The sequence below is a fragment of the Curvibacter cyanobacteriorum genome, assembly GCF_028649475.1.
Taxonomy (GTDB): domain Bacteria; phylum Pseudomonadota; class Gammaproteobacteria; order Burkholderiales; family Burkholderiaceae_C; genus Curvibacter; species Curvibacter cyanobacteriorum.
The window spans coordinates 290514-313949 of sequence record NZ_JAQSIP010000003.1; the positions used below are offsets into that span (position 1 = coordinate 290514).

24 protein-coding genes are annotated in these 23436 nt (G+C 65.6%); 20 read left to right on the forward strand and 4 right to left on the reverse strand.

Going from position 1 to position 23436, the window contains the following annotated elements; genetic code table 11:
* Positions 1 to 28: 28 nt before the first annotated feature.
* From fabD to PSQ40_RS08015, 19 genes are all read left to right on the forward strand, one after another.
* Positions 29 to 979 carry an ACP S-malonyltransferase gene (gene fabD, locus PSQ40_RS07925; protein WP_273950380.1) on the forward strand — a complete coding sequence of 317 codons (951 nt, stop codon included), beginning with the start codon at positions 29 to 31 and terminating at the stop codon, positions 977 to 979.
* A complete protein-coding gene (fabG, locus tag PSQ40_RS07930) occupies positions 976 to 1719 on the forward strand; it encodes a 3-oxoacyl-ACP reductase FabG (protein ID WP_273950382.1) in 744 nt (247 codons plus the stop codon). Before fabD ends, fabG begins: the two co-directional genes overlap by 4 nt.
* A 105-nt stretch (positions 1720 to 1824) precedes the next feature.
* Positions 1825 to 2064 (forward strand): acyl carrier protein, encoded by a 240-nt coding sequence (gene acpP / locus PSQ40_RS07935; protein WP_019575021.1) that lies wholly within the window; start codon positions 1825 to 1827, stop codon positions 2062 to 2064.
* Between the two features lie 116 nt (positions 2065 to 2180).
* A complete protein-coding gene (fabF, locus tag PSQ40_RS07940) occupies positions 2181 to 3428 on the forward strand; it encodes a beta-ketoacyl-ACP synthase II (RefSeq protein WP_273950385.1) in 1248 nt (415 codons plus the stop codon).
* A 123-nt stretch (positions 3429 to 3551) separates the two neighbouring features.
* Positions 3552 to 3959 carry a hypothetical protein gene (locus PSQ40_RS07945; RefSeq protein ID WP_273950388.1) on the forward strand — a complete coding sequence of 136 codons (408 nt, stop codon included), beginning with the start codon at positions 3552 to 3554 and terminating at the stop codon, positions 3957 to 3959.
* A 23-nt stretch (positions 3960 to 3982) separates the two neighbouring features.
* Entirely contained in the window at positions 3983 to 4618 is a 636-nt protein-coding gene (rpoE, locus tag PSQ40_RS07950) for an RNA polymerase sigma factor RpoE (RefSeq protein ID WP_273950390.1), read from the forward strand.
* An 18-nt stretch (positions 4619 to 4636) separates the two neighbouring features.
* Complete coding sequence (locus PSQ40_RS07955; RefSeq protein WP_273950392.1) at positions 4637 to 5266, forward strand: sigma-E factor negative regulatory protein; 630 nt, start codon at positions 4637 to 4639, stop codon at positions 5264 to 5266.
* Entirely contained in the window at positions 5266 to 6414 is a 1149-nt protein-coding gene (locus PSQ40_RS07960; protein WP_273950394.1) for a MucB/RseB C-terminal domain-containing protein, read from the forward strand. The genes PSQ40_RS07955 and PSQ40_RS07960 overlap by 1 nt, the downstream gene beginning before the upstream one ends.
* Positions 6415 to 6507: 93 nt before the next feature.
* A complete protein-coding gene (locus tag PSQ40_RS07965; protein ID WP_273950397.1) occupies positions 6508 to 7989 on the forward strand; it encodes a Do family serine endopeptidase in 1482 nt (493 codons plus the stop codon).
* Between the two features lie 531 nt (positions 7990 to 8520).
* Positions 8521 to 10329, forward strand: coding sequence for a translation elongation factor 4 (gene lepA / locus PSQ40_RS07970; protein ID WP_273950398.1), 1809 nt, complete (start codon positions 8521 to 8523; stop codon positions 10327 to 10329).
* The gene (lepB, locus tag PSQ40_RS07975) at positions 10329 to 11309 is read left to right on the forward strand and encodes a signal peptidase I (protein ID WP_273950400.1); all 981 of its coding nucleotides are present in this window, start codon (positions 10329 to 10331) and stop codon (positions 11307 to 11309) included. The genes lepA and lepB overlap by 1 nt, the downstream gene beginning before the upstream one ends.
* 35 nt (positions 11310 to 11344) lie before the next feature.
* The gene (locus PSQ40_RS07980; protein ID WP_273950402.1) at positions 11345 to 11707 is read left to right on the forward strand and encodes a DUF4845 domain-containing protein; all 363 of its coding nucleotides are present in this window, start codon (positions 11345 to 11347) and stop codon (positions 11705 to 11707) included.
* The gene (gene rnc, locus PSQ40_RS07985) at positions 11708 to 12391 is read left to right on the forward strand and encodes a ribonuclease III (RefSeq protein ID WP_273950404.1); all 684 of its coding nucleotides are present in this window, start codon (positions 11708 to 11710) and stop codon (positions 12389 to 12391) included.
* Positions 12388 to 13374, forward strand: coding sequence for a GTPase Era (gene era / locus PSQ40_RS07990; protein WP_273950406.1), 987 nt, complete (start codon positions 12388 to 12390; stop codon positions 13372 to 13374). Before rnc ends, era begins: the two co-directional genes overlap by 4 nt.
* Positions 13375 to 13426: 52 nt before the next feature.
* Entirely contained in the window at positions 13427 to 14182 is a 756-nt protein-coding gene (gene recO / locus PSQ40_RS07995; protein WP_273950408.1) for a DNA repair protein RecO, read from the forward strand.
* On the forward strand, positions 14179 to 14952 hold the full coding sequence (locus tag PSQ40_RS08000) for a pyridoxine 5'-phosphate synthase (protein WP_273950410.1): 774 nt from the start codon (positions 14179 to 14181) through the stop codon (positions 14950 to 14952). Before recO ends, PSQ40_RS08000 begins: the two co-directional genes overlap by 4 nt.
* 17 nt (positions 14953 to 14969) lie before the next feature.
* Positions 14970 to 15416, forward strand: a complete 447-nt coding sequence (gene acpS / locus PSQ40_RS08005) for a holo-ACP synthase (protein WP_273950413.1) — start codon at positions 14970 to 14972, stop codon at positions 15414 to 15416.
* Between the two features lie 46 nt (positions 15417 to 15462).
* Positions 15463 to 16545, forward strand: coding sequence for a beta-N-acetylhexosaminidase (gene nagZ / locus PSQ40_RS08010; protein ID WP_273950416.1), 1083 nt, complete (start codon positions 15463 to 15465; stop codon positions 16543 to 16545).
* 73 nt (positions 16546 to 16618) lie between these two features.
* On the forward strand, positions 16619 to 17434 hold the full coding sequence (locus PSQ40_RS08015) for a 2-keto-4-pentenoate hydratase (RefSeq protein ID WP_273950417.1): 816 nt from the start codon (positions 16619 to 16621) through the stop codon (positions 17432 to 17434).
* Between the two features lie 114 nt (positions 17435 to 17548).
* Here PSQ40_RS08015 and PSQ40_RS08020 read toward each other — a convergent pair whose 3' ends face one another.
* Together PSQ40_RS08020 and lysS are read right to left on the reverse strand one after the other, a co-directional pair.
* Entirely contained in the window at positions 17549 to 18544 is a 996-nt protein-coding gene (locus PSQ40_RS08020) for a GGDEF domain-containing response regulator (RefSeq protein WP_273950418.1), read from the reverse strand.
* 143 nt (positions 18545 to 18687) lie between these two features.
* Complete coding sequence (lysS, locus tag PSQ40_RS08025) at positions 18688 to 20229, reverse strand: lysine--tRNA ligase (protein WP_273950420.1); 1542 nt, start codon at positions 20227 to 20229, stop codon at positions 18688 to 18690.
* Positions 20230 to 20466: 237 nt separating this feature from the next.
* Between lysS and PSQ40_RS08030 the strand changes: the two genes are divergently transcribed.
* Positions 20467 to 21021: a YggT family protein gene (locus tag PSQ40_RS08030; protein ID WP_273950422.1), complete on the forward strand. Its 555-nt coding sequence runs from the start codon at positions 20467 to 20469 to the stop codon at positions 21019 to 21021.
* Positions 21022 to 21055: 34 nt separating this feature from the next.
* Here PSQ40_RS08030 and chrA read toward each other — a convergent pair whose 3' ends face one another.
* Positions 21056 to 22435, reverse strand: a complete 1380-nt coding sequence (gene chrA / locus PSQ40_RS08035) for a chromate efflux transporter (protein WP_273950424.1) — start codon at positions 22433 to 22435, stop codon at positions 21056 to 21058.
* Between the two features lie 106 nt (positions 22436 to 22541).
* Complete coding sequence (gene accD / locus PSQ40_RS08040) at positions 22542 to 23414, reverse strand: acetyl-CoA carboxylase, carboxyltransferase subunit beta (RefSeq protein ID WP_273927236.1); 873 nt, start codon at positions 23412 to 23414, stop codon at positions 22542 to 22544.
* Between the last annotated feature and the right edge of the window lie 22 nt (positions 23415 to 23436).

The window sequence follows — 23436 nt, forward strand, 5'->3', positions numbered from 1 at the left end:
GTTTCCTGATTGAACCCTCCCAACAACCATGACTTCATTTGCATTTGTATTCCCGGGTCAAGGCTCCCAGTCTGTGGGCATGCTGGATGCCTGGGGTGACCACCCCGCTGTTCTGCAAACCTTGCAAGAGGCTTCCGATGCCTTGGGTGAGGATGTCGCGGCCCTGATCCATGCCGGTCCCAAGGAGGCCCTGGCCCTCACCACCAACACCCAGCCCGTGATGCTGGTGGCGGCCGTGGCCGCCTACCGTGCCTGGATCGCCGAGACGGGGCTGCAACCGGCCGTCGTGGCGGGGCATTCCTTGGGCGAGTATTCGGCCCTGGTGGCCTCGGGGGTGCTGACCCTGGCCCAGGCTGCACCGCTGGTGCGCTTCCGCGCCGCGGCCATGCAAGAGGCGGTGCCGGTGGGGGTGGGTGCGATGGCGGCCATCCTGGGCATGGATTCGGCCAAGGTGCGTGCTGGCTGCCTGGAGGTCACCGAGTCCTTCGGCGCGGGCTCGGGCGAAGTGGCCGAGGCGGTCAACTTCAACGACCCGATGCAGACTGTGATCGCCGGTACCAAGGCGGGTGTCGAGAAGGCCTGTGAACACCTCAAGGCCCAGGGCGCCAAACGCGCACTGCCGCTGCCGGTGTCGGCGCCGTTTCACTCCAGCTTGATGAAGCCGGCGGCCGACAAGCTGCGTGAGAAACTCGCGGGCCTGAGCCTGGCCGCGCCCCAGATCCCGGTGGTGAACAATGTGGACGTGCTGGTGGAGACCGATCTCGACCGCATTCGCGACGCGCTGTACCGTCAAGCCTTCCAGCCGGTGCGCTGGGTCGAGTGCGTTCAGGCCATCAAGGCCCGGGGTGTCAACACCCTGGTTGAATGTGGTCCGGGCAAGGTGTTGGCGGGCATGACCAAGCGCATTGACGCTGAACTGGTGGGGGCTGTGGTGCTGGACCCGGCCACCCTGGCAGAAACCAAAGGATTGTTGGCATGAGTGAAATTCAATTTGCGGGCCAGGTGGCCCTGGTGACGGGCGCCTCGCGCGGCATTGGTGCCGCCATCGCGCTCGAGCTGGCCCAGCGTGGCCTCAAGGTGATCGGCACCGCCACCACCGACGACGGTGCCGCACGCATTGGCGAGACGCTGGCTGCCCTGGGTGGCCAAGGCGCGCGCCTTGACGTCAACGACGGCGAGGCCGTGGAGGCCCTGATCGATCGCATCGTCAAGGAGCACGGCGGTCTGCAGGTGCTGGTGAACAACGCCGGCATCACCCGCGACATGCTGGCCATGCGCCTCAAAGACGCCGATTGGGATGCGGTGCTGGACACCAACCTGAAGTCGGTGTTCCGCATGAGCCGCGGTGTGATGCGCCAGATGATGAAGCAGCGCTATGGCCGCATCATCAGCATCACCAGCGTGGTGGGCGCCTCGGGCAACCCGGGCCAGGCCAACTACGCCGCCGCCAAGGCGGGCGTGGCGGGCATGACCCGTGCGCTGGCCCGCGAGCTGGGCAGCCGAGGCATCACGGTGAACTGTGTGGCGCCCGGTTTCATCGACACCGACATGACTGCTTCGCTGCCTGAAGAGCAGCAAAAAGCACTGTTGTCCCAGATCCCTTTGGGCCACCTGGGTCGCCCTGCCGACATCGCTCACGCTGTCGCTTACCTGGCCTCGCCGCAGGCCGCGTACGTGACCGGCCAGGAGTTGCATGTCAATGGCGGCATGTACATGTAAGAAGTCTGCAAATTAAAGTCGTTTGGTCCGTGCGGCGATTGCTTCGGGAATGTTTGCCCGAGGCGGCTAAAATCACGGATCTTTTTACAACCCTCAGAGGGAACCATGAGCGATATCGAAGCACGTGTCAAAAAAATCATCGCCGAACAACTCGGCGTGGAAGAGTCTCAAGTCACCAACGAAAAGGCTTTCGTGGCCGACCTGGGCGCTGACTCTCTGGACACGGTCGAGCTGGTGATGGCGCTGGAAGACGAGTTCGGCATCGAGATTCCGGACGAAGACGCCGAGAAGATCACCACGGTGCAAAACGCGATCGACTACGCGAACACGCACCACAAGGCCTGAAGTCCTGTCGGACTGGTCTGACATCCTTTCATGTGCGGGCGGGACGGGTCTTCGGGTCTGTCTTGGCCTGTCACCGACCGCCGGCGCATGACGTCCGGCCAAACTGAGATTTTCATATGTCCCGTCGTCGCGTCGTCGTCACTGGCCTGGGCTGTGTCAGCCCGGTAGGCAATACGGTTGCCGAGTCCTGGAACAACCTGCTGGCTGGTCAGTCTGGCATTGATCTCATCACCGCTTTCGATGCCAGCGCCTACGCTTGCAAGTTCGCGGGTGAGGTCAAAGGCTTTGATGTCACCCAGTACATGCCCGAAAAAGAAGCGCGCCACATGGACCGCTTCATCCACTTGGGCATGGCAGCCGCCATTCAGGCGGTGGCGGATTCCGGCTTGCCCACGGGCGACGCCCTGAGCGATGAGCAGGCGGTTCGCATCGGTTGCAACATCGGTGCGGGCATCGGCGGCCTGCCGATGATCGAGCAAACCCACGCTGAACTGACGAACCGCGGCCCGCGCCGCATTTCGCCGTTCTTCGTGCCGGCCTCGATCATCAACATGATTTCCGGCCATGTGTCCATCAAGTATGGATTCAAGGGCCCCAACATCGCCGTGGTCACGGCCTGCACCACGGGCTTGCACGCCATTGGTTTGTCGGCCCGCATGATCGAGTACGGCGATTGCGACGTGATGGTGGCCGGTGGCGCCGAGTCCACGGTGTCCCCGCTGGGCATCGGTGGTTTCGCCGCCGCCCGTGCACTGTCCACCCGCAACGACGACCCCAAGACCGCATCCCGCCCCTGGGACAAGGACCGCGACGGCTTTGTGCTCGGCGAAGGCTCCGGGGTGCTGGTGCTCGAAGAGTACGAGCACGCCAAGGCCCGCGGTGCCCGCATTTATGCCGAGCTGAGCGGCTTTGGTCTGTCGGCCGACGCCTACCACATGACCGCCCCCAACGTGGACGGCCCGCGCCGCTCCATGGAGATGGCGTTGCGCAATGCGGGCGTCAATCCCGATCAGGTCAACTACCTCAATGCCCACGGCACCTCGACCCCGCTGGGCGATGCCAACGAATCGAACGCCATCAAGGCGGCCCTGGGCGATCACGCCTACAAGACGGTGGTCAACTCGACCAAGTCCATGACCGGGCACTTGCTCGGTGGCGCCGGTGGCATCGAAAGCGTGTTCACCGCGCTGGCGGTTTACCACCAGAAGAGCCCGCCGACCATCAACATCTTCAACCAGGACCCCGAATGCGACCTGGATTACTGCGCCAATGAGGCTCGGGATCTGAAGATTGACGTGGCCGTCAAGAACAATTTCGGCTTCGGCGGCACCAACGGGACCCTGGTTTTCAAGCGACTGGCTTGATGCCCCACCCTTGGGTGTCCGATTGAACTCCGGGCACCCGTACACCACGGCAGGCAGCGCATGTTGAGGCATGGCGCCCCTGCCGTTTCTTTTGCTGTAGAGCCGTCCCGTCTGCTGCGCCAGGTGGGGTGGGCTTGGTGCGGCTTTGCCTTGGGGGTGCAGGGGCTGTGGTTCGCGCAGTCCGGGGTGCATTGGCTGGGGCCTTTGGCCGGCGCGTTGCTGACCTTGGTGTTGGGCGCCTGGGCAGGGTGTGAGCTGCGGCGGGCCCCGACCGGGCTGCTGGCCTGGGACGGTGAAGCCTGGTCTTTCACGCCCTTGTCGGGTCAGCCACTGCATGGCGAACTGCCTTTGCGCGTGCTGCTCGACGCCCAGTTTTGTTTGCTGCTGGCCTGGCCGGCCTCGGCCGCCCGGGGCCCGCAACGCTGGTTCTTTCTGGAGCGCGCGCAAGCGCCATCACGCTGGCATGCGCTTCGCTGTGCGGTATATTCGCGCGCTGCCACCCGACCGCCGACGCGGTCGCCTCGTTCCTGAGCCTGTGGCCTTCCCTAGATTTCATGACCACCTCCCTAACTGAACCCAGCACGGCCCCCGAAGGCAGCGACCTGTTGCTGGTGCAGCGCACCGTGGCGGGCGATCAGCGGGCGTTTGAGCTGCTGGTCATCAAGTACCAGCGCCGTGTGGCCCGTTTGGTGGCCCGCATGGTTCGCGACGCGGACCTGGTGGATGACGTGGTGCAAGAGACCTTCATCCGCGCCTACCGGGCCCTGCACCAGTTCCGCGGTGACGCTCAGTTCTACACCTGGCTCTACCGCATCGCCGTCAACACGGCCAAGAAGGCCCTGGTCGACTTGCGCCGCAACCCGGTGATGAATGAAAGCGCTCTGCGCGGCCGCGACGAAGAGGATGAAACTTCTCGGGTCGAAAACGAACTAAGCACAGACGAGACCCCAGAAACGGTGCTCGCGGCCAAGGAAATCGGGGCGGCGGTGAACGCGGCCATGGAAGCCTTGCCTGAAGATTTGAGGCACGCCGTGACCTTGCGAGAGATCGAAGGCCTGAGTTACGAAGACATCGCCGAGGTGATGAACTGCCCAATTGGCACCGTGCGGTCCCGCATTTTCCGGGCCCGCGAAGCCATTTCGGCCAAGGTCAAGCCCCTGCTGACCAATCAGAGCGGCAAACGTTGGTGATGAATCATGGGATTGCATATGGACAGACAGCTTGAAAACCGCGAACTGGTTTCTGACTTGATCGATGGTCAGCTTGACTCGGCGGAATTGGCACGCGCGCTCGCGCAGTTGGAAGGCGACGACGACGCCCTGCAGTCTTGGGACGCTTACCACCTGAGCCGTGAGGTCCTGCGCGGTGAATGGGACGACACCGAGGCCCCTGGCAGTGATTTGGCGCCTGATTTCCTGGCCCGGCTGCGGGTGCGCTTGCAAGACGAAGTGATCGAGCCCCCGGTGCTGCCGGTGGCCCCTGTCAACCCCCCGTTGCAGATTCAAGTGCCGCGCCAGGAGGCGGCCAACCAGCCGGTGTTCCGCTGGCGCATGGTGGCCGGTCTGGCCACTGTCACCGCGGTGGCCGCTGTGGGCTGGGCCCTGCTCACCACCCAGGCGCCGATCGGCACCGCGCCGCAGCTGGCGCAGGCCCCTGAACTGCGTTCGGGCAATGTGCAGCAAGCCGTGGCCTTGTCCAGCGGTGAGCGCGCCGTGATGCTGCGCGACCCGCGTCTCGATGAATTGCTGGCCGCTCACAAGCAAGCGGGCGGCAGCTCGGCCTTGCAGATGCCGACAGGCTTTCTGCGCAACGCGACCTTCGAAGGCGAGGGCCGGTGATGATCAGTCCGTTGTTGAAAGGCTGCGCCTGGCGCGCCGCCTGCCTGCTGGGCGCCGGGGTGCTGAGCTGGCCCGCAGCGGTTTGGTCAGGTCCAGCGCCGGCGCCGGCGTCACCGTTTTCCATCGCCGGTAGCACGCCTCCGGCGCCGCCGCCCATCAGTGGCGCCCCGTTCTCGATGGCAGGCACCACGCCGCCGCCGGTCACCGCCCCCGTGCCGGACCGCGACCTCAACCAATGGCTGCTGCGCTTGCACAGTGCCTCCAGTCGCCGCAACTATGTGGGCACGTTCGTGGTCATGTCCGGCGCGGGCAACATGTACAGCTCCCGCATCTGGCATGTCTGTGAGGGCGACCTGCAAATGGAGCGGGTGGATGCGTTGACGGGACCGGCGCGGTCCACCTTCCGGCGCAACGACCAGGTCATCACCTTCTTGCCCGACGCCCGCGTGGCCCGTTCCGAAAAGCGGGAGTCGCTGGGCCTGTTCCCCAACCTCAAGCGCGCGGGCGACCCCGCGCTGGCGGCCCTGTACCAGGCCCAGTCGGGTGCTGTCGACCGGGTGGCGGGCTTTGACGCGGATGTGGTGCACATCCAGCCCAAGGACAACCTGCGCTACGGCTACCGCATCTGGAGCGAAAAGAAGTCCGGCCTGGCGATCAAGATCCAGACCCTGGACGCCGACGGCAAGGTGCTGGAGCAAGCCGCGTTCTCTGAACTCGACCTGGACGCCAACGTCAAGATGGACAAGCTGGCCCAGATGATGAACAACACCAGCGGCTACAAAGTGGAGCACGCCGAGTTGGTCAAGACCACGCCGCAGCAAGAAGGCTGGGCCTTGAAGAGCCCGGTCGCGGGTTTTCAGCCCGTCAGCTGCTACCGGCGCAGTCAGGGCAACCCCACGGTGGTTGGCCCGGGGCCGGCCCCCGCGCCCACCTTGCAGTGGACGTTCTCGGATGGCCTCGCGACGGTGTCGCTGTTCATCGAGCCTTACGACCGTCAGCCGCACCCGCAGGACGAGGTGCAGGTGTCCATGGGGGCCACGCAAACGCTGGCCCGCCGCTGGGGCAATGACTGGTGGTTGACGATGGTGGGCGAGGTCCCGCAGGCCACGCTGAAATTGTTCGCTCAGAACCTTGAGCGGCGCAAGTAAGTCCCCATGTCGGCTGCGAGGGCGGCCGACCGTGCGGCCGTTTCGTTCTTGTTCTATCTCATCCCGTTTGACGATCTGATCTCTGAAAGGTCCATGATGCACAACGTCTGTTGGAAGCGCCTGCGCCTGGGGGCGCTGGCCATCGCCATGGCTGCGACGTCGGCCATCACCCTGCTGCCCATCGAGGTAGCCCAAGCCCAGTCTGCCAACGCGGCACGCGCGCTGCCTGACTTCACAGACCTGGTGGAGCAGGTAGGGCCCTCGGTGGTCAACATCCGCACCCTGGAAAAGGCCTCCAGCCGGGGCCCGGCCGGGGGCGGTGTGGACGAGGACATGCTCGAGTTTTTCCGCCGGTTTGGTCTGCCGGTGCCCAACATGCCACGCCAGGGGCCGCGCCAGCAGCGCCCGCAGCAGGACGAAGAGGCCCAACCGCGCGGTGTCGGGTCGGGCTTTGTGCTGACCTCCGACGGCTTCATCATGACCAATGCCCATGTGGTCGAGGATGCGGACGAGGTGGTGGTCACCCTGACCGACAAGCGTGAGTTCAAGGCCCGCATCGTGGGCGCCGACAAGCGCACCGACGTGGCCGTGGTCAAGATCGACGCCACCGGACTGCCAGCCGTCAAGCTGGGCGACACGGCGCGTCTGAAGGTCGGCGAATGGGTGATGGCGATCGGCTCGCCGTTCGGCCTCGAGAACACCGTCACCGCAGGCATCGTCAGCGCCAAGCAGCGCGACACCGGGGACTACCTGCCCTTCATCCAGACCGATGTCGCCATCAACCCGGGCAACTCGGGTGGCCCCTTGATCAACATGCGCGGCGAGGTGGTGGGCATCAACAGCCAGATCTACTCGCGCTCGGGCGGCTTCATGGGCATCTCGTTCGCGATCCCGATCGACGAGGCCATCCGCGTCAGCGACCAACTGCGCCTCAATGGCCGGGTGTCGCGTGGCCGCATCGGGGTGCAGATCGATCAGGTCAGCAAGGAGGTCGCCGAGTCACTGGGCCTGCCGAAGGCGCTGGGGGCGCTGGTGCGCGGTGTCGAAACCGGCTCGCCCGCCGACAAGGCCGGCATTGAGCCCGGTGACATCATCGTGCGCTTCGATGGCAAGGCCATCGAAAAGAGCGCTGACCTGCCGCGCCTGGTGGGCAACACCAAGCCAGGCTCGAAGAGCACGATCACGGTGTTCCGCCGTGGGTCCAACAAGGACTTGGCCATCACCATCGCAGAGATCGAACCCGAGGTCAGCGCCCGCAAGGCGGCCGACCGCGAAGAGAAGCCCAAGGCGTCGGCCGCGGGACAGTCGCTGGGGCTGGTGGTCAGTGACCTGACCGCTGCTCAGAAGAAAGAGCTCAAGCTCAAGGGCGGCGTGCGCATCGATGCCGCCAGTGAGGCTGCAGCCCGTGCCGGTTTGCGCGAGGGGGATGTCATCCTGGGCATCGCCAACGCCGAGGTGGGTTCGGTCAAGGAGTTCGAAGCGGCCCTGGCCAAGGCCGACCGCAGCAAGACCATCAGCGTGCTGTTCCGCCGCGGCGAATGGACCCAGTTCGCCGCCATCCGACCCGCCCGCTGACCTGAGCCCGTGTGCGGTGTCCCCTTGGGGCGGGTGGGGCTGGCTTCAGGCCGCCCAGCCGACCCGGGTGCACCGCACCATCGGGCCCCGATGGGCGGGACAGGCTGACTTTTTTTGAAAGCAAAACCAATTTTTCACTAAGTTTGTACTTACTCACTACTTTTGGGGTTAATTCCTCATTTGGGTAGAATGCAGGCTGTTGACCGATGCGCTTTGGCATATCGAGAAGACCAAAAACCACGATGCGGGATGCAGACCGATGGGTCGCCACTGATCCACAGATCACCCACAAGTTGTCCAGAAACTCATCAACTGCAGTTGTTGATAAGTTGTGCATAAGTTTGCTGTTGCTGCGCTGCAACGTCCTGGTTTTGGTCTTTTTCGGGCTGTACGTCCCAGGCTTTTTGCCTACAATGAAGCTCCAACTATCGCAGTTGCCATAGATTGTTGGTTCAGGGCGCGTCGCTATCAGACGCGCCCTTTTTTATTGGGTCTCCCCCAGACAATTCAATTACTTAAGCGTTCTCGTTGATGAATCACATCAGAAATTTCTCGATCATTGCCCACATCGACCACGGCAAGTCAACGTTGGCAGACCGCTTGATCCAGCGCTGCGGCGGCCTGGAAGAGCGCGAGATGGAGGCCCAGGTGCTCGACTCGATGGACATCGAAAAAGAGCGTGGGATAACCATCAAGGCGCAGACCGCTGCGCTGCACTACAAGGCCAAGGATGGCCAGGTTTACAACCTGAACCTGATCGACACCCCGGGCCACGTTGACTTCTCTTACGAAGTGAGCCGTTCGCTGTCCGCCTGTGAAGGCGCGCTGCTGGTGGTCGATGCCTCGCAAGGCGTGGAAGCCCAAACCGTGGCCAACTGCTACACCGCGCTGGACCTCGGCGTCGAGGTGGTGCCGGTGCTCAACAAGATGGACCTGCCGCAGGCCGATCCCGACAACGCCAAGGCCGAAATCGAAGACGTGATCGGCATCGATGCGACCGACGCCATCCCCTGCTCGGCCAAGAGCGGCATGGGCATCGAGGACATCCTGGAGGCCGTGGTGGCCCGCATCCCGCCGCCCAAGGGCAACCCAACTGCGCCGCTGCGCGCGATGATCGTGGACAGCTGGTTCGACACCTACGTCGGGGTCGTGATGCTGGTGCGCGTGGTCGACGGCCGCCTGGGCAAGGGCGAGCGCTTCAAGATGATGGCCACCGGCGCCGTCTACAACGCCGACAACCTGGGCGTCTTCACCCCCACCAACGTGCCGCGCGACTCGCTCGAGGCGGGCGAGGTGGGCTACATCATCGCGGGCATCAAGGAGCTGCAGGCCGCCAAGGTCGGCGACACCATCACGCTCGAGAAGAAGCTGCCCAACAACCTGGGCCCGGCCAGCGAAGCCCTGCCGGGTTTCAAGGAAATCCAGCCCCAGGTGTTTGCCGGTCTGTACCCGACCGAGGCCAATCAGTACGACTCGCTGCGCGACAGCCTCGAGAAGCTCAAGCTCAATGACTCGTCGCTGCACTTCGAACCTGAAGTCTCGCAAGCGCTGGGCTTTGGCTTCCGTTGCGGCTTCCTGGGTCTGCTGCACATGGAAATCGTGCAAGAGCGCCTGGAGCGCGAGTTCGATCAGGACCTGATCACTACCGCGCCCAGCGTGGTCTACGAAGTGGTCAAGGGCGATGGCGAGGTCATCATGGTGGAGAACCCCGCCAAGATGCCCGACCAGGGCCGCATGCAGGAGATTCGCGAGCCGATCGTGACCGTGCACCTCTACATGCCGCAGGACTATGTGGGGGCCGTCATGACGCTGGCCAACCAAAAGCGCGGCGTGCAACTGAACATGGCCTACCACGGTCGCCAGGTCATGCTGACCTATGAAATGCCGCTGGGCGAGATCGTGCTCGACTTCTTCGACAAGCTCAAATCGGTCAGCCGTGGCTACGCCTCCATGGACTACGAGTTCAAGGAATACCGCGCCTCCGATGTGGTGAAGGTCGACATCCTGCTCAACGGCGAAAAGGTCGATGCACTGTCCATCATCGTGCACCGCACCCAGGCGCAGTACCGCGGCCGTGCCGTGGCCGCCAAGATGCGCGAGATCATCAGCCGTCAAATGTTTGACGTCGCCATCCAGGCCGCGATTGGTGCCAACATCATCGCGCGTGAAACCATCAAGGCCCTGCGCAAGAACGTGCTGGCCAAGTGCTACGGCGGGGACATCACCCGCAAGCGCAAGCTCCTCGAGAAGCAGAAGGCAGGTAAGAAACGCATGAAGCAAATCGGCTCCGTTGAAGTGCCGCAAGAGGCCTTCCTGGCCATTCTGCAGGTGGAAGAATGATGAGCATCATGTCCACCGTCACGGCCCTGATCCTGGCGGGTTTTGCCGCCTATGTGGGGGCCTGGTACCTCAACATCGGTGGCATCGAAGGCAACTTCGCGCTGCTCCTGTTCCTGGCCACTGCGGTGACCGGGGCCTACTGGGTGGCCGAGCGCCTGTACTTCCTGCCGCGCCGTCGCCAGGCGGCGCAAGCCATTGAGGCGGCCCAGCAGCAACGCCGCGACGAGCTGACCCGCATGGGCATCCAGCAGGTCGACGGTGACGTCGAGGACGCCAAGGGCAAGCTGCTGATGCAGCCCTGGTGGCTGGATTGGACCGCGGGTCTGTTCCCGGTCATCGCTGCGGTGTTCGTGCTGCGTTCCTTTTTGTTCGAGCCGTTCAAGATCCCCTCGGGCTCGATGATCCCGACCCTGCTGGTGGGCGACCTCATCCTGGTCAACAAGTTCACCTATGGCATCCGCCTGCCCGTGATCAACAAGAAGATCACCGAAGGCAATGCCCCGCAGCGCGGCGACGTGATGGTCTTCCGCTACCCGCCCAAGCCGTCGCTGGACTACATCAAGCGCGTGGTCGGGGTGCCTGGTGACGAAGTGGCCTACCTCAACAAGCGCCTGACCATCAATGGTCAAGCGGTGGCCACCTCGGCCCTGCCGGACTTCTTTGACGAAGACGCGGTGCGTTACTTCAAGCAGTTTGAAGAGCAGCTGGGTGCGCACCCGCACCGCCTGCTGAACGACCCCGATCGTCCGGCCTTCGTGCCCGGCGTGGACAACTTCCCGTTCAAGGACCAGTGCCAGTACAGCATCGAAGGCGTGCGCTGCAAAGTCCCTGCAGGTCACTATTTCATGATGGGTGACAACCGCGATAATTCCCTCGATTCGCGTTACTGGGGCTTTGTGCCGGACAGCAACATCGTCGGCAAGGCCTTCTTTGTCTGGATGAACTTCGGCAACCTCAAGCGCATCGGTTCTTTCAATTGAGCGATCAAGTGCCCCAGAGCAGGAGGAGTGCATCCATGAAACCGTCCTTCCAAGCCCTGCGTTCTTCGCAACGCGGTTTGTCCTTCATCAGCCTGGTGCTGGTGTCGGTGCTGATCGTGTTCGTCATGGTGGTGATGGCCCAGGTGGTGCCCACCGCGATCGAATACACCGCGGCCAAGAAGGCCATCGAGCGCGCCAAGGTGGGCTCGACCGTGCTGGAAATCCAGCAAATTTTCGACCGGGCCGCGGCCATTGACGACATCAGCTCGATCGCCGGCAAGGACCTGGACATTCGCAAAGTGGGTGAGAAAGTGGTGGTGGGTTTTGCCTACAGCCGTGAGATTCACCTCGTCGGGCCAGCGTACCTGGTCATGAAATACAGCGCACAGACCAACTAGGTGGACCCTCGACTTCAAAGTTTGCAGCAGCGGCTGCAACACACATTCTCCGACCCGAAACTCCTGCAGCGGGCGGTCACGCACCGCAGCTTTTCGGCCGACCACAACGAGCGCCTGGAGTTCCTGGGTGACTCGGTCCTCAACCTGGCCGTGGCCGGTTTGCTGTACCAGCGCCTGGGCGCCCTGGCCGAGGGCGACCTGTCCCGCACCCGCGCCAACCTGGTCAAGCAAGACACCCTGCACCAACTGGCCCTGGGCCTGGACCTGCCCAGCGTGCTGCGCCTGGGTGAGGGCGAGACCCGCTCGGGCGGGCAGCAACGCCCCTCGATCCTGGCCGACGCCCTGGAGGCCCTGCTGGGCGCCGTCTTCGTGGATGCAGGCTATGGCCCGGCCGAAGCCCTGGTGCACCGCCTGTTCCAAGGCGTGGAGATCAACCCCCAAATGCAAGCCATGGGCAAGGACGCCAAAACCGGCTTGCAGGAGTGGTTGCAGGGTCGCAAAATGAAAGTGCCGACCTACCGCGTGGTCGCGACCACCGGTGCGGCACACCGCCAGACCTTCGACGTTGAGTGCGAAATCCCCGAACTGGGCCTGACCGAGCGAGGCATTGGGGGATCCCGGCGCGCCGGTGAACAGGCCGCTGCTGCAGCCATGCTGCTCACCCTGAAAGCGACCCAAAAATGAATGAAGCAAGCAAGCCTGTAGCGGGTACCGAACTCGATCTGGAAGCCATGCTGGCCGCCGCCAAACCGGCCGCGGCCACGTCGGTGGAAGGTCAGCGCTGCGGCGTGATCGCCATCGTTGGCAAACCCAACGTCGGCAAGTCGACGCTGCTCAACGCCCTGGTGGGGCAAAAGATCAGCATCACCTCGCGCAAGGCGCAAACCACGCGCCACCGCATCACGGGCATCCGGACCCTGAACCAGACCCAGTACGTGTTTGTCGACACGCCGGGTTTCCAGACCCGCCACAGCACGGCACTGAACAAGTCGCTCAACAAGACCGTCATGGGCGCCATCGGCGACGTGGACCTGGTGTTGTTCGTGGTCGAGGCCGGCAATTTCACGCTGGCCGACGCCAAGGTGCTGTCCCTGCTGAAGCCGGGCATCCCCGCGCTGCTGGTGGCCAACAAGCTCGACACGGTGAACCGCCGCGCCGAACTGGCCCCCTGGCTCAAGAGCATGCAGGAACGCCACCCCTTCAACGAGTTCGTACCCATGTCGGCCAAGAACAAAGGGGACATCGAGCGCCTGTTCGGCATCTGCGAAAAGTACCTGCCCGAGCAGCCCTGGTTCTACGCCGAAGACGAGCTGACCGACCGCAGCGAGAAGTTCCTGGCCTCGGAGACCGTGCGTGAGAAGCTGTTCCGCTTCACCGGCGATGAGCTGCCCTACACCTCGACCGTGGTGATCGACAAGTTCGACGAAGAAAAGAGCAAGAACCACGGCCGCATGGTGCGCATCTCCGCCACCATCGTGGTGGAGCGCGATGGCCACAAGGCCATGGTGATCGGCGACAAGGGCGAGCGCCTCAAGCGCATCGGGACCGAGGCCCGTCAAGAGCTGGAAAAGCTCATGGACGCCAAGGTGTTCCTGGAGTTGTGGGTCAAGGTGCGCTCCGGCTGGGCCGATGACGAAGCCCGGGTGCGGAGCTTTGGCTACGAGTGACACCCTGCGGCGGCAGTCCAGCCCCCCGCACCCGCGTGGGGCGGTCTGAACCATGGCGACCAAGCGCATCGCCGACGAGCCGGCCTTTGTCCTGCACCGCTACGACTGGAGCGAGTCCAGCCTGATCCTGGAGGTGTTCACGCGCCGCCACGGTCGACAGGCCCTGGTGGCCAAGGGGGCCAAGCGGCCCAGCTCCAACTTCCGCCCGGTGCTGCTGCCTTTGCAGCCGCTGCGCCTGAGCTACAGCCTCTCGCCCGACGAGAACGCCGAGATCCACACCCTCAAGGGGGCCGATTGGGTCGGGGGGCACATCATGCCGGTGGGCGATGCGCTGCTGTCGGGCTACTACCTCAACGAGTTGTTGATGCGCCTGCTGGCGCGTGACGATCCCCACCCCGGTCTGTTTGACGCCTATGCCGCCGTGGTGCGCGTGCTGGCGTCCGAGCATGGCGAGGCCCTGCAACCCGTGTTGCGTGCCTTCGAACTGGTGCTGTTGCGCGAGGTGGGGCTGCTGCCGGCCCTCGACGCGCAGACGGCCACCTTGTCGCCCCTGCGGTCACAAAGCCACTATGTGCTGGTGGCCGAAGGCGGTTTGCGCGAGGCGCGGGCCCAGGACCGCGGCGCTTTGCCGGGGGCCTGGTGGCAGGCCTTGCAGGCCGCGCTCGAGCAAGAGCCCCCCTTGGCCCCGACCCTGCTGGCCACGGCTGAGCGCGCGGCCGAACTCAAGCCCCAATTGCGAGCGCTGCTCCACTACCATTGCGGTTCGCTGCGCACGCGGCAACTCATGATCGATTTGCAAAATCTATGAACCAAGCGACCTCTGCCACCTCACCGCTCACCGCGCTGTCGGTCAACCTCAACAAGGTCGCCCTGGTGCGCAACACCCGCCACCTGGGCATCCCCAGTGTGAGCCGGGCCGCCACCCTGTGCCTGCAAGCGGGGGCCGCGGGCATCACCGTGCACCCGCGGCCGGACGAGCGCCATGTGCGCGCCGGCGACGTGCACGAGCTGTCCGACTTGCTCAAGGTATGGCCGCAGGCCGAGTTCAACATCGAGGGCAACCCGTTCCACAACCTGATGGACTTCGTGCGCACCCTGCGCCCCCACCAGGCCACATTTGTGCCCGACAGCGAAGGTCAGTTCACCAGCGACCACGGCTGGACCTTCCCGCAGGATGCGGAGCGCCTGCGCCCGCTGATCGAGGAAACCCGGGCCCTGGGGGTGCGCGTCAGCCTGTTCATGGACCCGGTGCCCGAGGCCATGGCCGCCGCCCGCGCCCTGGGCGCCGACCGGGTCGAGCTCTACACCGAGTCCTGGGCCCGCGCCCACGGCACCCCGGACGAGGCCGCGGTGCTGGCCCAGTTCGCGGCCACCGCGCGCGCGGCGCAGGCGGTGGGCCTGGGCATCAATGCTGGGCACGACCTGTCGCGTGACAACCTGACGGCCTTTTTGCGCGGCGTGCCCGGGGTGCAGGAGGTGTCGATCGGCCACGCCCTGATCGCCGACGCGCTGGAGCTGGGCTACAGCGCCACTGTGCAGGACTACCTGCGCTGCATCCGCGACGCCCAGCCCGCCTGAGCCGATCGGAGCCGCCCATGATCTATGGCATCGGCACCGATGTGTGCGATGTGCGCCGCATCCAGGCCAGCCTGGCCCAGCACGGCGACCGGTTTGCCGAGCGCGTGTTGTCGGCCGGTGAACTCAAGACCTGGCACGAGCGCACCGAGCGCTGGCCCGAGCGGGGGCTGCGTTACCTGGCGACGCGCTTTTCGGCCAAGGAGGCCTTCAGCAAGGCGATTGGCCTGGGCATGCGCATGCCCATGACCTGGCGCTCGTGCGAGATCGCCAAGCTGCCCAGTGGCCAGCCGGTCATCGTGCTGCACGGGGAGCTCAAGACCTGGTTCGAAGCGCGTGGCCTGCGCGCCCATGTCACCGTGACCGATGAGACCGACTACGCGGCCAGCTTTGTGGTGGTGGAGCACGACCCTGCGACCAACGCCAACGCGAACGCCAACGCCAACGCCGGCTCCGCCCCAGCCTGAGACCTTGGCCCGCCCCTCTGTTTTCACCTTTTCCTTCTTTCAGACCATGACTGAACACGCACCCCTGATCCTCGATGTGGCTGGCACCGAACTGAGTGCTGCCGATCGCCGTCGCCTGGCCCACCCGCTGACGGGCGGTGTGATCCTGTTTGCCCGCAACTGGCAGAACCGGGCCCAGTTGCTGGCCCTGGCCAGCGCCATCAAGGCGGTGCGGGACGACCTGCTGATCTGCGTCGACCACGAGGGCGGGCGCGTGCAGCGCTTCCGCACCGATGGCTTCACCCACCTGCCGCCGATGCGCGCCTTTGGCGAGCTGTGGCTGCAGGACGGCAAGGGCGGGCCGGGCGCGGGCGCCATGGCCGCCACCAATGCGGCCACCGCCGCCGGCTATGTGCTGGGCAGCGAGCTGCGGGCCTGCGGCGTGGACTTCAGCTTCACCCCGGTGCTGGACCTCGACTGGGGCGAGAGCGGGGTGATTGGCGACCGCGCCTTCCACCGCGACCCGCGCGTCGTCACCCTGCTGGCCAAGAGCCTGATGCAGGGCCTGCTGCAGGCTGGCATGGCCAACTGCGGCAAGCATTTCCCAGGTCACGGCTTTGTGAAGGCCGACTCGCACACCGAGATCCCGGTCGACAAGCGCAGCCTCAAGGCCATCCTGGCCGATGACGCCGCGCCGTACCCCTGGTTGTCGAGCACCCTGACCAGCGTCATGCCGGCCCATGTCATCTACCCCAAGGTGGACGCCCGGCCGGCGGGTTTCTCCAGCCGTTGGCTGCAAGACATCCTGCGCCGCCAACTGCGCTTTGACGGGGCCATCTTCAGCGACGACCTCAGCATGGAAGGGGCACGCCGCCTGGACGGCCGCGTGGTCAGCTACACCGAGGCCGGCGTGGCCGCCTTGAACGCGGGTTGTGACCTGGTGCTGCTGTGCAACCAGAGCCTGGGCCAGGGCGAGGCCGTGGACGAGCTTCTGGCGGGGCTGGAAGCGGCGCGCGCGGCCGGTCAATGGCAACCCAGCGTGGACAGCGAATCGCGGCGCCTGGCCCTGTTGCCGCAGACCCTGCCGCAAACCTGGGACGAGCTGATGCTGCAGCCCGCCTACCAGCAGGCGCTGGCCCTGTTGCCCTGATGGCTTAGGTATCACCTGGCGCGGTCGGCGGCCCCGCTCGGGGGCCCCGCGGTTTTGACCTTGGAGTGTGACCATGTCCCTTGCTTTCAACCCCGACACGGCGGCCCAATGCCTGCTCAGCCACTGGCAAAGCGGCCAGCCCTTGGGCGCCTGGCCGGCCCATGTGCTGGCCGATGGGGCGCCGGTCGACCGCCCGCAGGGCTATGCCGTGCAGGCGGCGCTGGCCCGCCACGCGAGTGCTCGGCCCGCCGTGGGCTGGAAGATCGCCGCCACCAGCGAAGCCGGGCAACGCCACATCGGGGTCAGCGGCCCCCTGGCCGGGCGTTTGTTGGCCGAGCGGGTGCACGCCCATGGCGCCAGCCTGTCGATGGGGTCCAACCGCATGGCAGTGGCCGAACCGGAGTTTGTTTTTCGCCTGGGGGTGGACCTGCCGCCCCGTGAGCAGGCCTACGCGCAAGACGAGGTGATGGCCGCCGTGGACGCGTTGTTCCTGGGCCTGGAAGTGCCCAACGCCCGTTGGGCCGATTTTGTGAGCGCGGGTGAGGCCCGGCTGATCGCCGACAACGCCTGTGCCCACGAGTTTGTGTGGGGCCCGCAGGTCCCGGTGCCCTGGCGCGCGCTCGACCTGTCGCAGCACCGTGTGCAGGCGCAGGTCACAGGCCCGGCCCGCGCCTACCAGCGTGGCGGCATCGGGGCCAATGTGCTGGGTGACCCGCGGCGCGCGCTGACCTGGTTGGTCAATGAGCTGTCGGCCTTGGGCCTGACCCTGGCTGCGGGCCAGATCGTCACCACCGGCACTTGCATGCCGCCGCTGGAGATCATGGCGGGCGACCGCGTCGACGCCGATTTCGGCGTGCTCGGGCAGGTCAGCGTGTCGTTCACGCCCTGATTGCGTGCGCCGCTGATGGCGTGCCACCCGGCGGTGGTGCGCCCCGGCGGCGCAGGCCATGGCGCCGGTCCGGCAGGTGCCCCCTGACCGTTCGGCCGACTGGCTTGTCGGCTTTCAGCCTTGCAGTTGTTCGATGGTGTCGAGCTGGAACTCGAAGCTGAAGAAGCGGTTGCGCCCCTGGGCCTTGGCCGCGTAGAGCGCTTCGTCGGCCCGCATGATCAGGGTTTCGGGGCTGGTGCTGTCGTCGGGCACACAGGTGGTGATGCCCCCGGACAGCGTCACCAATGGGCCCGTCGGCGAGTCCGGGTGTGGCAGCTTGAGGCTGCTCAGCATCTGGGTCAGGGCGCGCGCGAAGGTCATGGCGCCTGATTTTGGGGTGTCGGGCAGGATCAACGCAAACTCCTCACCACCGTAGCGCGCCGCCACATCGGACGGGCGCTTGCAGATTTGGCCCAGCATGTTGGAGATGCGCTGCAGGCAGATGTCACCCTCCACGTGGCCCGCGCTGTCGTTGTAGCGCTTGAAGTGGTCGATGTCGCACAGCATCAGCGTCAGCGGCTTGCGGTCCCGCTTGGCTTGCCGGATCTCGGTGTAGAGCAGCCGGTCCATGCCGCGCCGGTTGACCAGGCCGGTCAGCGGGTCGCGTTCGACCAGCTCGTTGAGCTTCTGGTTGGCGAGGTTGAGTTCCTCCGTCACCGCCACCAGGCGGCGTTGCATGCCCAGCAGGCGCTGCATGGCGCGCAGCTTGGCCGCCAGCACGGTGGGGGTGACGGGCTTGACGAGGTAGTCGTCGCCACCGGCCTCGATGCCCCGCCACAGGTCTTCGTCGCGGTCCATGCCGGACAGGAAGATGATCGGGGTCCAGTTGCCGGGCTCCGCGTCGCGGATCTTTTGCGCGGTCCAGTAACCGTCATGGCCCGGCATGCGGATGTCGAGCAGCACCAGGTCCGGGCGCTTGGCGCTGAACACTTCCAGCGCTTCTTCGCCCGAGCCGGCTTGCCACACCGTCTGCACCCCCACCTGGCGCAACTCCAGGGTCAGGGCCGATCGGATGGCTTCCTGGTCGTCCACGACCAGCACGGTGAACGGGCTTCCGTAGGAGAGGGGCATGTTCGATCTCGCTTCAAGCAATCGTTCAGAAAACGCCATGCTAGGCGGATTTCAGGTCACCCCGGTGAAATTTCTGGGCTGAACACCGAGCTTTTCACGCCCCCACGCCCTTTTGAGGGGGCGGGGGCGGGTGGTGGCGCGCTTCAGCTTTCGCGGCGCAGGGCCGGGAACAGGATCACGTCGCGGATGCTGGGGCTGTCGGTCAGCAGCATCATGAAGCGGTCGATGCCGATGCCGCAGCCGCCGGTGGGGGGCAGGCCGTACTCCAGCGCGCGCACAAAGTCGTGGTCGTAGAACATGGCTTCGTCATCGCCACTGTCCTTGGCGGCCACCTGGGCGTGGAAGCGGGCGGCTTGTTCCTCGGCGTCGTTGAGCTCGGAGAAGCCGTTGCCGAATTCGCGGCCGGTGATGTAGAGCTCGAAGCGCTCGGTCACTTCGGGGCGGGCGTCGTTGGCACGGGCCAGCGGCGAGATTTCGGTCGGGTGCTCCATGATGAAGGTCGGCTGCCAGAGCTTTTCTTCGACGGTTTCTTCGAAGAACAGCACCTGCAGGCTGGCCAGGCTGCGCGTGGACAGCTTGTCCTTTTCTTCGTTCATGCCCAGCTTCTTGAGGTTTTGGATCAACCAGGCGGCATCGTCCACCTGGGCGTCGGCGGTGTGCTTGATGATCGCTTCGCGGATGGTCAGGCGCTCAAAGGGCTGGGCCAGGTCCACCGGCTTGCCTTGGTAGGTCAGCTGCAGCGTGCCGACAGCCTTTTGCGCCGCGTCGCGGATCAGGGCTTCGGTGAAGCCCATCAGGTCCTGGTAGTTCCAGTAGGCCGCGTAGAACTCCATCATCGTGAACTCGGGGTTGTGGCGCACCGAGATGCCTTCGTTGCGGAAGTTGCGGTTGATCTCGAACACGCGCTCGAAGCCGCCGACCACCAGGCGCTTGAGGTACAGCTCCGGTGCGATGCGCAGGTACATCTCCTGGTCCAGCGCGTTGTGGTGGGTCACAAACGGCTTGGCGTTGGCGCCGCCCGGGATGGGGTGCAGCATCGGGGTTTCGACTTCCAGGAAGCCGTGCTGGACCATGAATTCGCGGATGCCGCTGACCGCCTTGCTGCGCGCGGCGAAGCGCTTGCGGGCGTGCTCGTCGGTGATCAGGTCGACGTAGCGCTGGCGGTACTTTTGTTCCTGGTCGCTCATGCCGTGGAACTTGTCCGGCAGCGGGCGCAGGCTCTTGGTCAGCAGGCGCAGCTGGGTGATCTTGATCGACAACTCGCCGGTCTTGGTCTTGAACAGGGTGCCCACGGCGCCCACGATGTCGCCCAGGTCCCAGTGCTTGAAGGCGGCATAGGCTTCGTCGCCCATGGCGTCGCGCGTCACGTAGAGCTGGATGCGGCCCGTGCTGTCCTGCACGGTGGCAAAGCTGGCCTTGCCCATGACGCGCTTGAGCATCATGCGGCCCGCCACGCTGACGGTCACGGGTTGGGCTTCCAGGCCTTCGGCTTCGGAATGGCCATAGGCCGCGTGCAGGGCGTCGGCATGGTGACCGGGCTTGAAGTCGTTGGGGAAAGCCACGCCTTCGCCGCGTGCCTGGGCTTCGCGCAGCGCTTTGAGCTTCTCGCGGCGTTCGGCGATCAACTGGTTGTCGTCCTGGGCGGAGGCTGCGTGGGCTGGCGTGGCGTTTTGGTGGTCAGACATGGGCAAAAGGGTCGGTGACCGGCCCTGTGAACAGGCCGGGAGGTGGGGCGAAAGTGGGGCCACGGGGTGGCCAAACCCGCTATTTTAGTTTTTTGCTGCGCCTGTGGGGCGTCCGGTGTCTGATGAAGCGCAGAAAGTCCTGGCGCAGGGTGGGCCCAGGCCGCCTGGGGGCGCCGGCTTCCGCCCGATAATGGCGCCGACGCGGCCCTGCTCGCCGCGATGGATGGTGCCGGGATCATGCTTTACCAAATTGCCTCGTTTTTGTTGGATGTCCTTGCCGGGCTGGTCGGGGGCGCTTGCCTGCTGCGTTGCTACATGCAGCGCCAGCGCGTGCCCTTTGGCAACCCGATCGGGCGCCTGGTGTTCGCCTTGTCCGACTGGCTGGTGATGCCGCTGCGCCGGGTGGTGCCAGCGGTGGGCCGCTGGGACCTGTCCAGCGTGCTGGGGGCCTTCCTGGTCGAGTTGCTGCAGTACGTGCTGCTGTGGCTGCTGAGCGGCCTGCATTCCAGCCCGGTGTCGGTGCTGTTGCTGGCCTTGTTCGGCCTGCTGCGCCTGACCTTGACCGGGCTGACCGGCCTGGTGATCGTGTTTTCGGTGATGTCCTGGGTGCAGACCCACAGCCCGGTCTACGACCTGCTGGCGCGCTTGTGCGACCCCTTGCTGCGCCCGTTCCGGCGCGTGATCCCCTTGGTCGGTGGCGTCGACCTCGCCCCCTTGGCCCTGCTGGTGGCGTTGAACATCGGCCTCATGGTGCTGGCGAGCATCCAGACCTCGGTGCTGATGGGCTTTTGAGGGGCGCAGCACGGGCCTCGGAGCGCCTGCGGCGTCAGCGCGGCAGCCAGACCGCCAGGCCCGCCACGGCCGCGCCGGCGATCACCGCCAGCACCGAGGCTTTGTAGCGCACCAGGGCCAGCAGGGCCAGGGCCGCGATCAGCGCGGCGGGCCACTCAAAGGGCCCGGCCCAGCCCTGAGGCCACAGCCCGTGCCAGGCGAAGAACAGCGCCAGGTTCAGGATCACGCCCACCACCGCTGCCGAGATGCCCGTCAGCGGAGCGGTGAAGCCCAGCTTGCCGTGCGTGGACTCGATGAAGGGGCCGCCCAGGAAGATCAGGATGAACGACGGCAAGAAGGTGAAGAAGGTCACCACCAGGGCCCCCGCCACCCCGGCCAGCAGCAGCGCCTCGGGGCCGTACAGCGCCTGGTTCCAGGCACCGACAAAGCCCACATACGAGACCACCATGATCAGCGGACCGGGCGTGCTCTCGCCCAGCGCCAGGCCATCCATCATCTGGGCCGCCGACAGCCACTGGTAGTCCGTCACCGCCCCCTGAAACACATAGGGCAGCACCGCGTAGGCCCCCCCAAAGGTCAGCCAGGCCGCCTTGGTGAAGAACCAGGCCATCTGGGTCAGCGTGGCCTGCCAGCCCAGCCACAGCGCCAGCCCGCCGATGGCCGCGCCCCACAGTGCCAAACCCACCCCCAGCACGCGCAGCAGGCCGGGTGCGCTGAAGCGCGCATGCGCGGGCGTGGGGCTGTCGTCGTCGATCAGGGCTGGGCGCGGGGACGCTCCCGCTGCGGCGCCGTGTCCACCGGCCCCCACCGAAAACGCGGCGGGTACCCAGCGCCCCCCCAGCCAGCCCAGTGCCGCCGCGCCCAGCACAATCCAGGGGAACGGCAGCTGCAGTCCAAAAATCGCCACAAAGGCCAGCAGCGCCAGGCCTTGCAGCCAGCGGTTGCGAAGGGTGCGGTGGCCCAGCCGCCAAGCCGCCGCCAGCACGATGGCGATCACCGCGGGCTTGAGGCCGTACAGCAGCCCGCTGACCAGTGGCAGGTGCCCGTAGCGCATGCACAGCCACGACAGGCCGATCAGCAAGATCAGCGACGGCAGCACAAACAAGCCCCCGGCGACCAGGCCCCCCCAGCGCTTGTGCAGCAGCCAGCCCAGGTAGGTGGCCAGTTGCTGGGCTTCGGGGCCGGGCAGCACCATGCAGTAGTTGAGCGCGTGCAGAAAGCGCTTTTCCGAGATCCAGCGCCGCCGCTCCACCAGCTCCTCATGCATCAGTGCGATCTGCCCCGCAGGACCGCCAAAACTGATGCAGCCCAGCTTGAGCCAATACCACAGCGCCTGCCAGAAGGTCGGGGCGGGCGGGGCGCTGAGGTCGGGGGCTGCAGGCGCCGGGGCGGGCGCCAGTGGGTCGCGGGTCATGGTGGGGGGTGGGTTGGGCCCGTGCTCGGGGGGAGGGCGCCGGCCGAGGGGGCGTCAAAAACAAAAAGGCCCGAACGGGCCTTTGGGGTGGGGGCAGGGCCGTGCTTCAGAGCACGGCGTCGGCCGGCTGGCGTTGCAGCATGGCCAGCGCGCTGGCCACGGTCTTGCGCAGTTCGCGGCGGTCGCAGATGAAGTCGACCGCGCCCTTGGTCTGCAGGAACTCGGCGCGTTGGAAGCCTTCCGGCAGCGTCACGCGCACGGTCGACTCGATCACGCGCGGGCCGGCAAAGCCGATCAGTGCCTTGGGCTCGGCGATCACGATGTCACCCACAAAGGCAAAGCCCGCGCTGACGCCACCCATGGTCGGGTCGGTCAGCACGCTGATGTAGGGCAGGCCCTTCTTGGCCAGGCGGGTCAGGGCCGCGTTGGTCTTGGCCATCTGCATCAGGGACAACAGGCCTTCTTGCATGCGCGCGCCGCCGGTGGCGGTGAAGCAGACAAAGGGCACCTTCTGTTCGATGGCGTTTTCGACACCGCGCACAAAGCGCTCGCCGACCACCGACCCCATCGAGCCGCCCATGAAGTCGAATTCAAAGCAGGCAGCGACCAGGTTGATGCTGTGCACGGCACCGCCCATGACCACCAGCGCATCGGTCTCGCCGGTGTTTTCGAGGGCTTCCTTGAGGCGTTCGGGGTACTTGCGGCTGTCCTTGAACTTGAGGGCATCGACCGGGATGACCTCCTGACCGATTTCGTAGCGGCCTTCGGCGTCGAGGAAGGCATTCAGGCGGGCTCGTGCCCCGATGCGGTGGTGGTGACCGCAGGTGGGGCAGACGTTCTGGTTGTGCTCCAGGTCGGTCTTGTAGAGAACGTTCTCGCAGCTGGGGCACTTGATCCACAGCCCTTCGGGCACGCTGCGGCGCTCACTGGGGTCGGTGTGTTGGATCTTTGCCGGAAGCAGTTTTTCGAGCCAGCTCATGCTTTACTCCTTGTTGCCGGGC

Bases quoted from the DNA above. Each gene is read 5' to 3' on its own strand.
- recO (WP_273950408.1), top strand. From the start codon at position 13,427: ATGGCGACCAAGCGCATCGCCGACGAGCCGGCCTTTGTCCTGCACCGC.
- fabF (WP_273950385.1), top strand. From the start codon at position 2,181: ATGTCCCGTCGTCGCGTCGTCGTCACTGGCCTGGGCTGTGTCAGCCCG.
- rpoE (WP_273950390.1), top strand. From the start codon at position 3,983: ATGACCACCTCCCTAACTGAACCCAGCACGGCCCCCGAAGGCAGCGAC.
- PSQ40_RS08030 (WP_273950422.1), top strand. From the start codon at position 20,467: ATGCTTTACCAAATTGCCTCGTTTTTGTTGGATGTCCTTGCCGGGCTG.
- PSQ40_RS08000 (WP_273950410.1), top strand. From the start codon at position 14,179: ATGAACCAAGCGACCTCTGCCACCTCACCGCTCACCGCGCTGTCGGTC.
- lysS (WP_273950420.1), bottom strand. From the start codon at position 20,229: ATGTCTGACCACCAAAACGCCACGCCAGCCCACGCAGCCTCCGCCCAG.
- acpS (WP_273950413.1), top strand. From the start codon at position 14,970: ATGATCTATGGCATCGGCACCGATGTGTGCGATGTGCGCCGCATCCAG.
- lepA (WP_273950398.1), top strand. From the start codon at position 8,521: ATGAATCACATCAGAAATTTCTCGATCATTGCCCACATCGACCACGGC.
- fabG (WP_273950382.1), top strand. From the start codon at position 976: ATGAGTGAAATTCAATTTGCGGGCCAGGTGGCCCTGGTGACGGGCGCC.
- fabD (WP_273950380.1), top strand. From the start codon at position 29: ATGACTTCATTTGCATTTGTATTCCCGGGTCAAGGCTCCCAGTCTGTG.
- lepB (WP_273950400.1), top strand. From the start codon at position 10,329: ATGAGCATCATGTCCACCGTCACGGCCCTGATCCTGGCGGGTTTTGCC.
- era (WP_273950406.1), top strand. From the start codon at position 12,388: ATGAATGAAGCAAGCAAGCCTGTAGCGGGTACCGAACTCGATCTGGAA.
- PSQ40_RS07960 (WP_273950394.1), top strand. From the start codon at position 5,266: ATGATCAGTCCGTTGTTGAAAGGCTGCGCCTGGCGCGCCGCCTGCCTG.
- accD (WP_273927236.1), bottom strand. From the start codon at position 23,414: ATGAGCTGGCTCGAAAAACTGCTTCCGGCAAAGATCCAACACACCGAC.
- PSQ40_RS07955 (WP_273950392.1), top strand. From the start codon at position 4,637: ATGGACAGACAGCTTGAAAACCGCGAACTGGTTTCTGACTTGATCGAT.
- PSQ40_RS08020 (WP_273950418.1), bottom strand. From the start codon at position 18,544: ATGCCCCTCTCCTACGGAAGCCCGTTCACCGTGCTGGTCGTGGACGAC.
- PSQ40_RS07965 (WP_273950397.1), top strand. From the start codon at position 6,508: ATGATGCACAACGTCTGTTGGAAGCGCCTGCGCCTGGGGGCGCTGGCC.
- PSQ40_RS08015 (WP_273950417.1), top strand. From the start codon at position 16,619: ATGTCCCTTGCTTTCAACCCCGACACGGCGGCCCAATGCCTGCTCAGC.
- chrA (WP_273950424.1), bottom strand. From the start codon at position 22,435: ATGACCCGCGACCCACTGGCGCCCGCCCCGGCGCCTGCAGCCCCCGAC.
- acpP (WP_019575021.1), top strand. From the start codon at position 1,825: ATGAGCGATATCGAAGCACGTGTCAAAAAAATCATCGCCGAACAACTC.
- nagZ (WP_273950416.1), top strand. From the start codon at position 15,463: ATGACTGAACACGCACCCCTGATCCTCGATGTGGCTGGCACCGAACTG.
- PSQ40_RS07980 (WP_273950402.1), top strand. From the start codon at position 11,345: ATGAAACCGTCCTTCCAAGCCCTGCGTTCTTCGCAACGCGGTTTGTCC.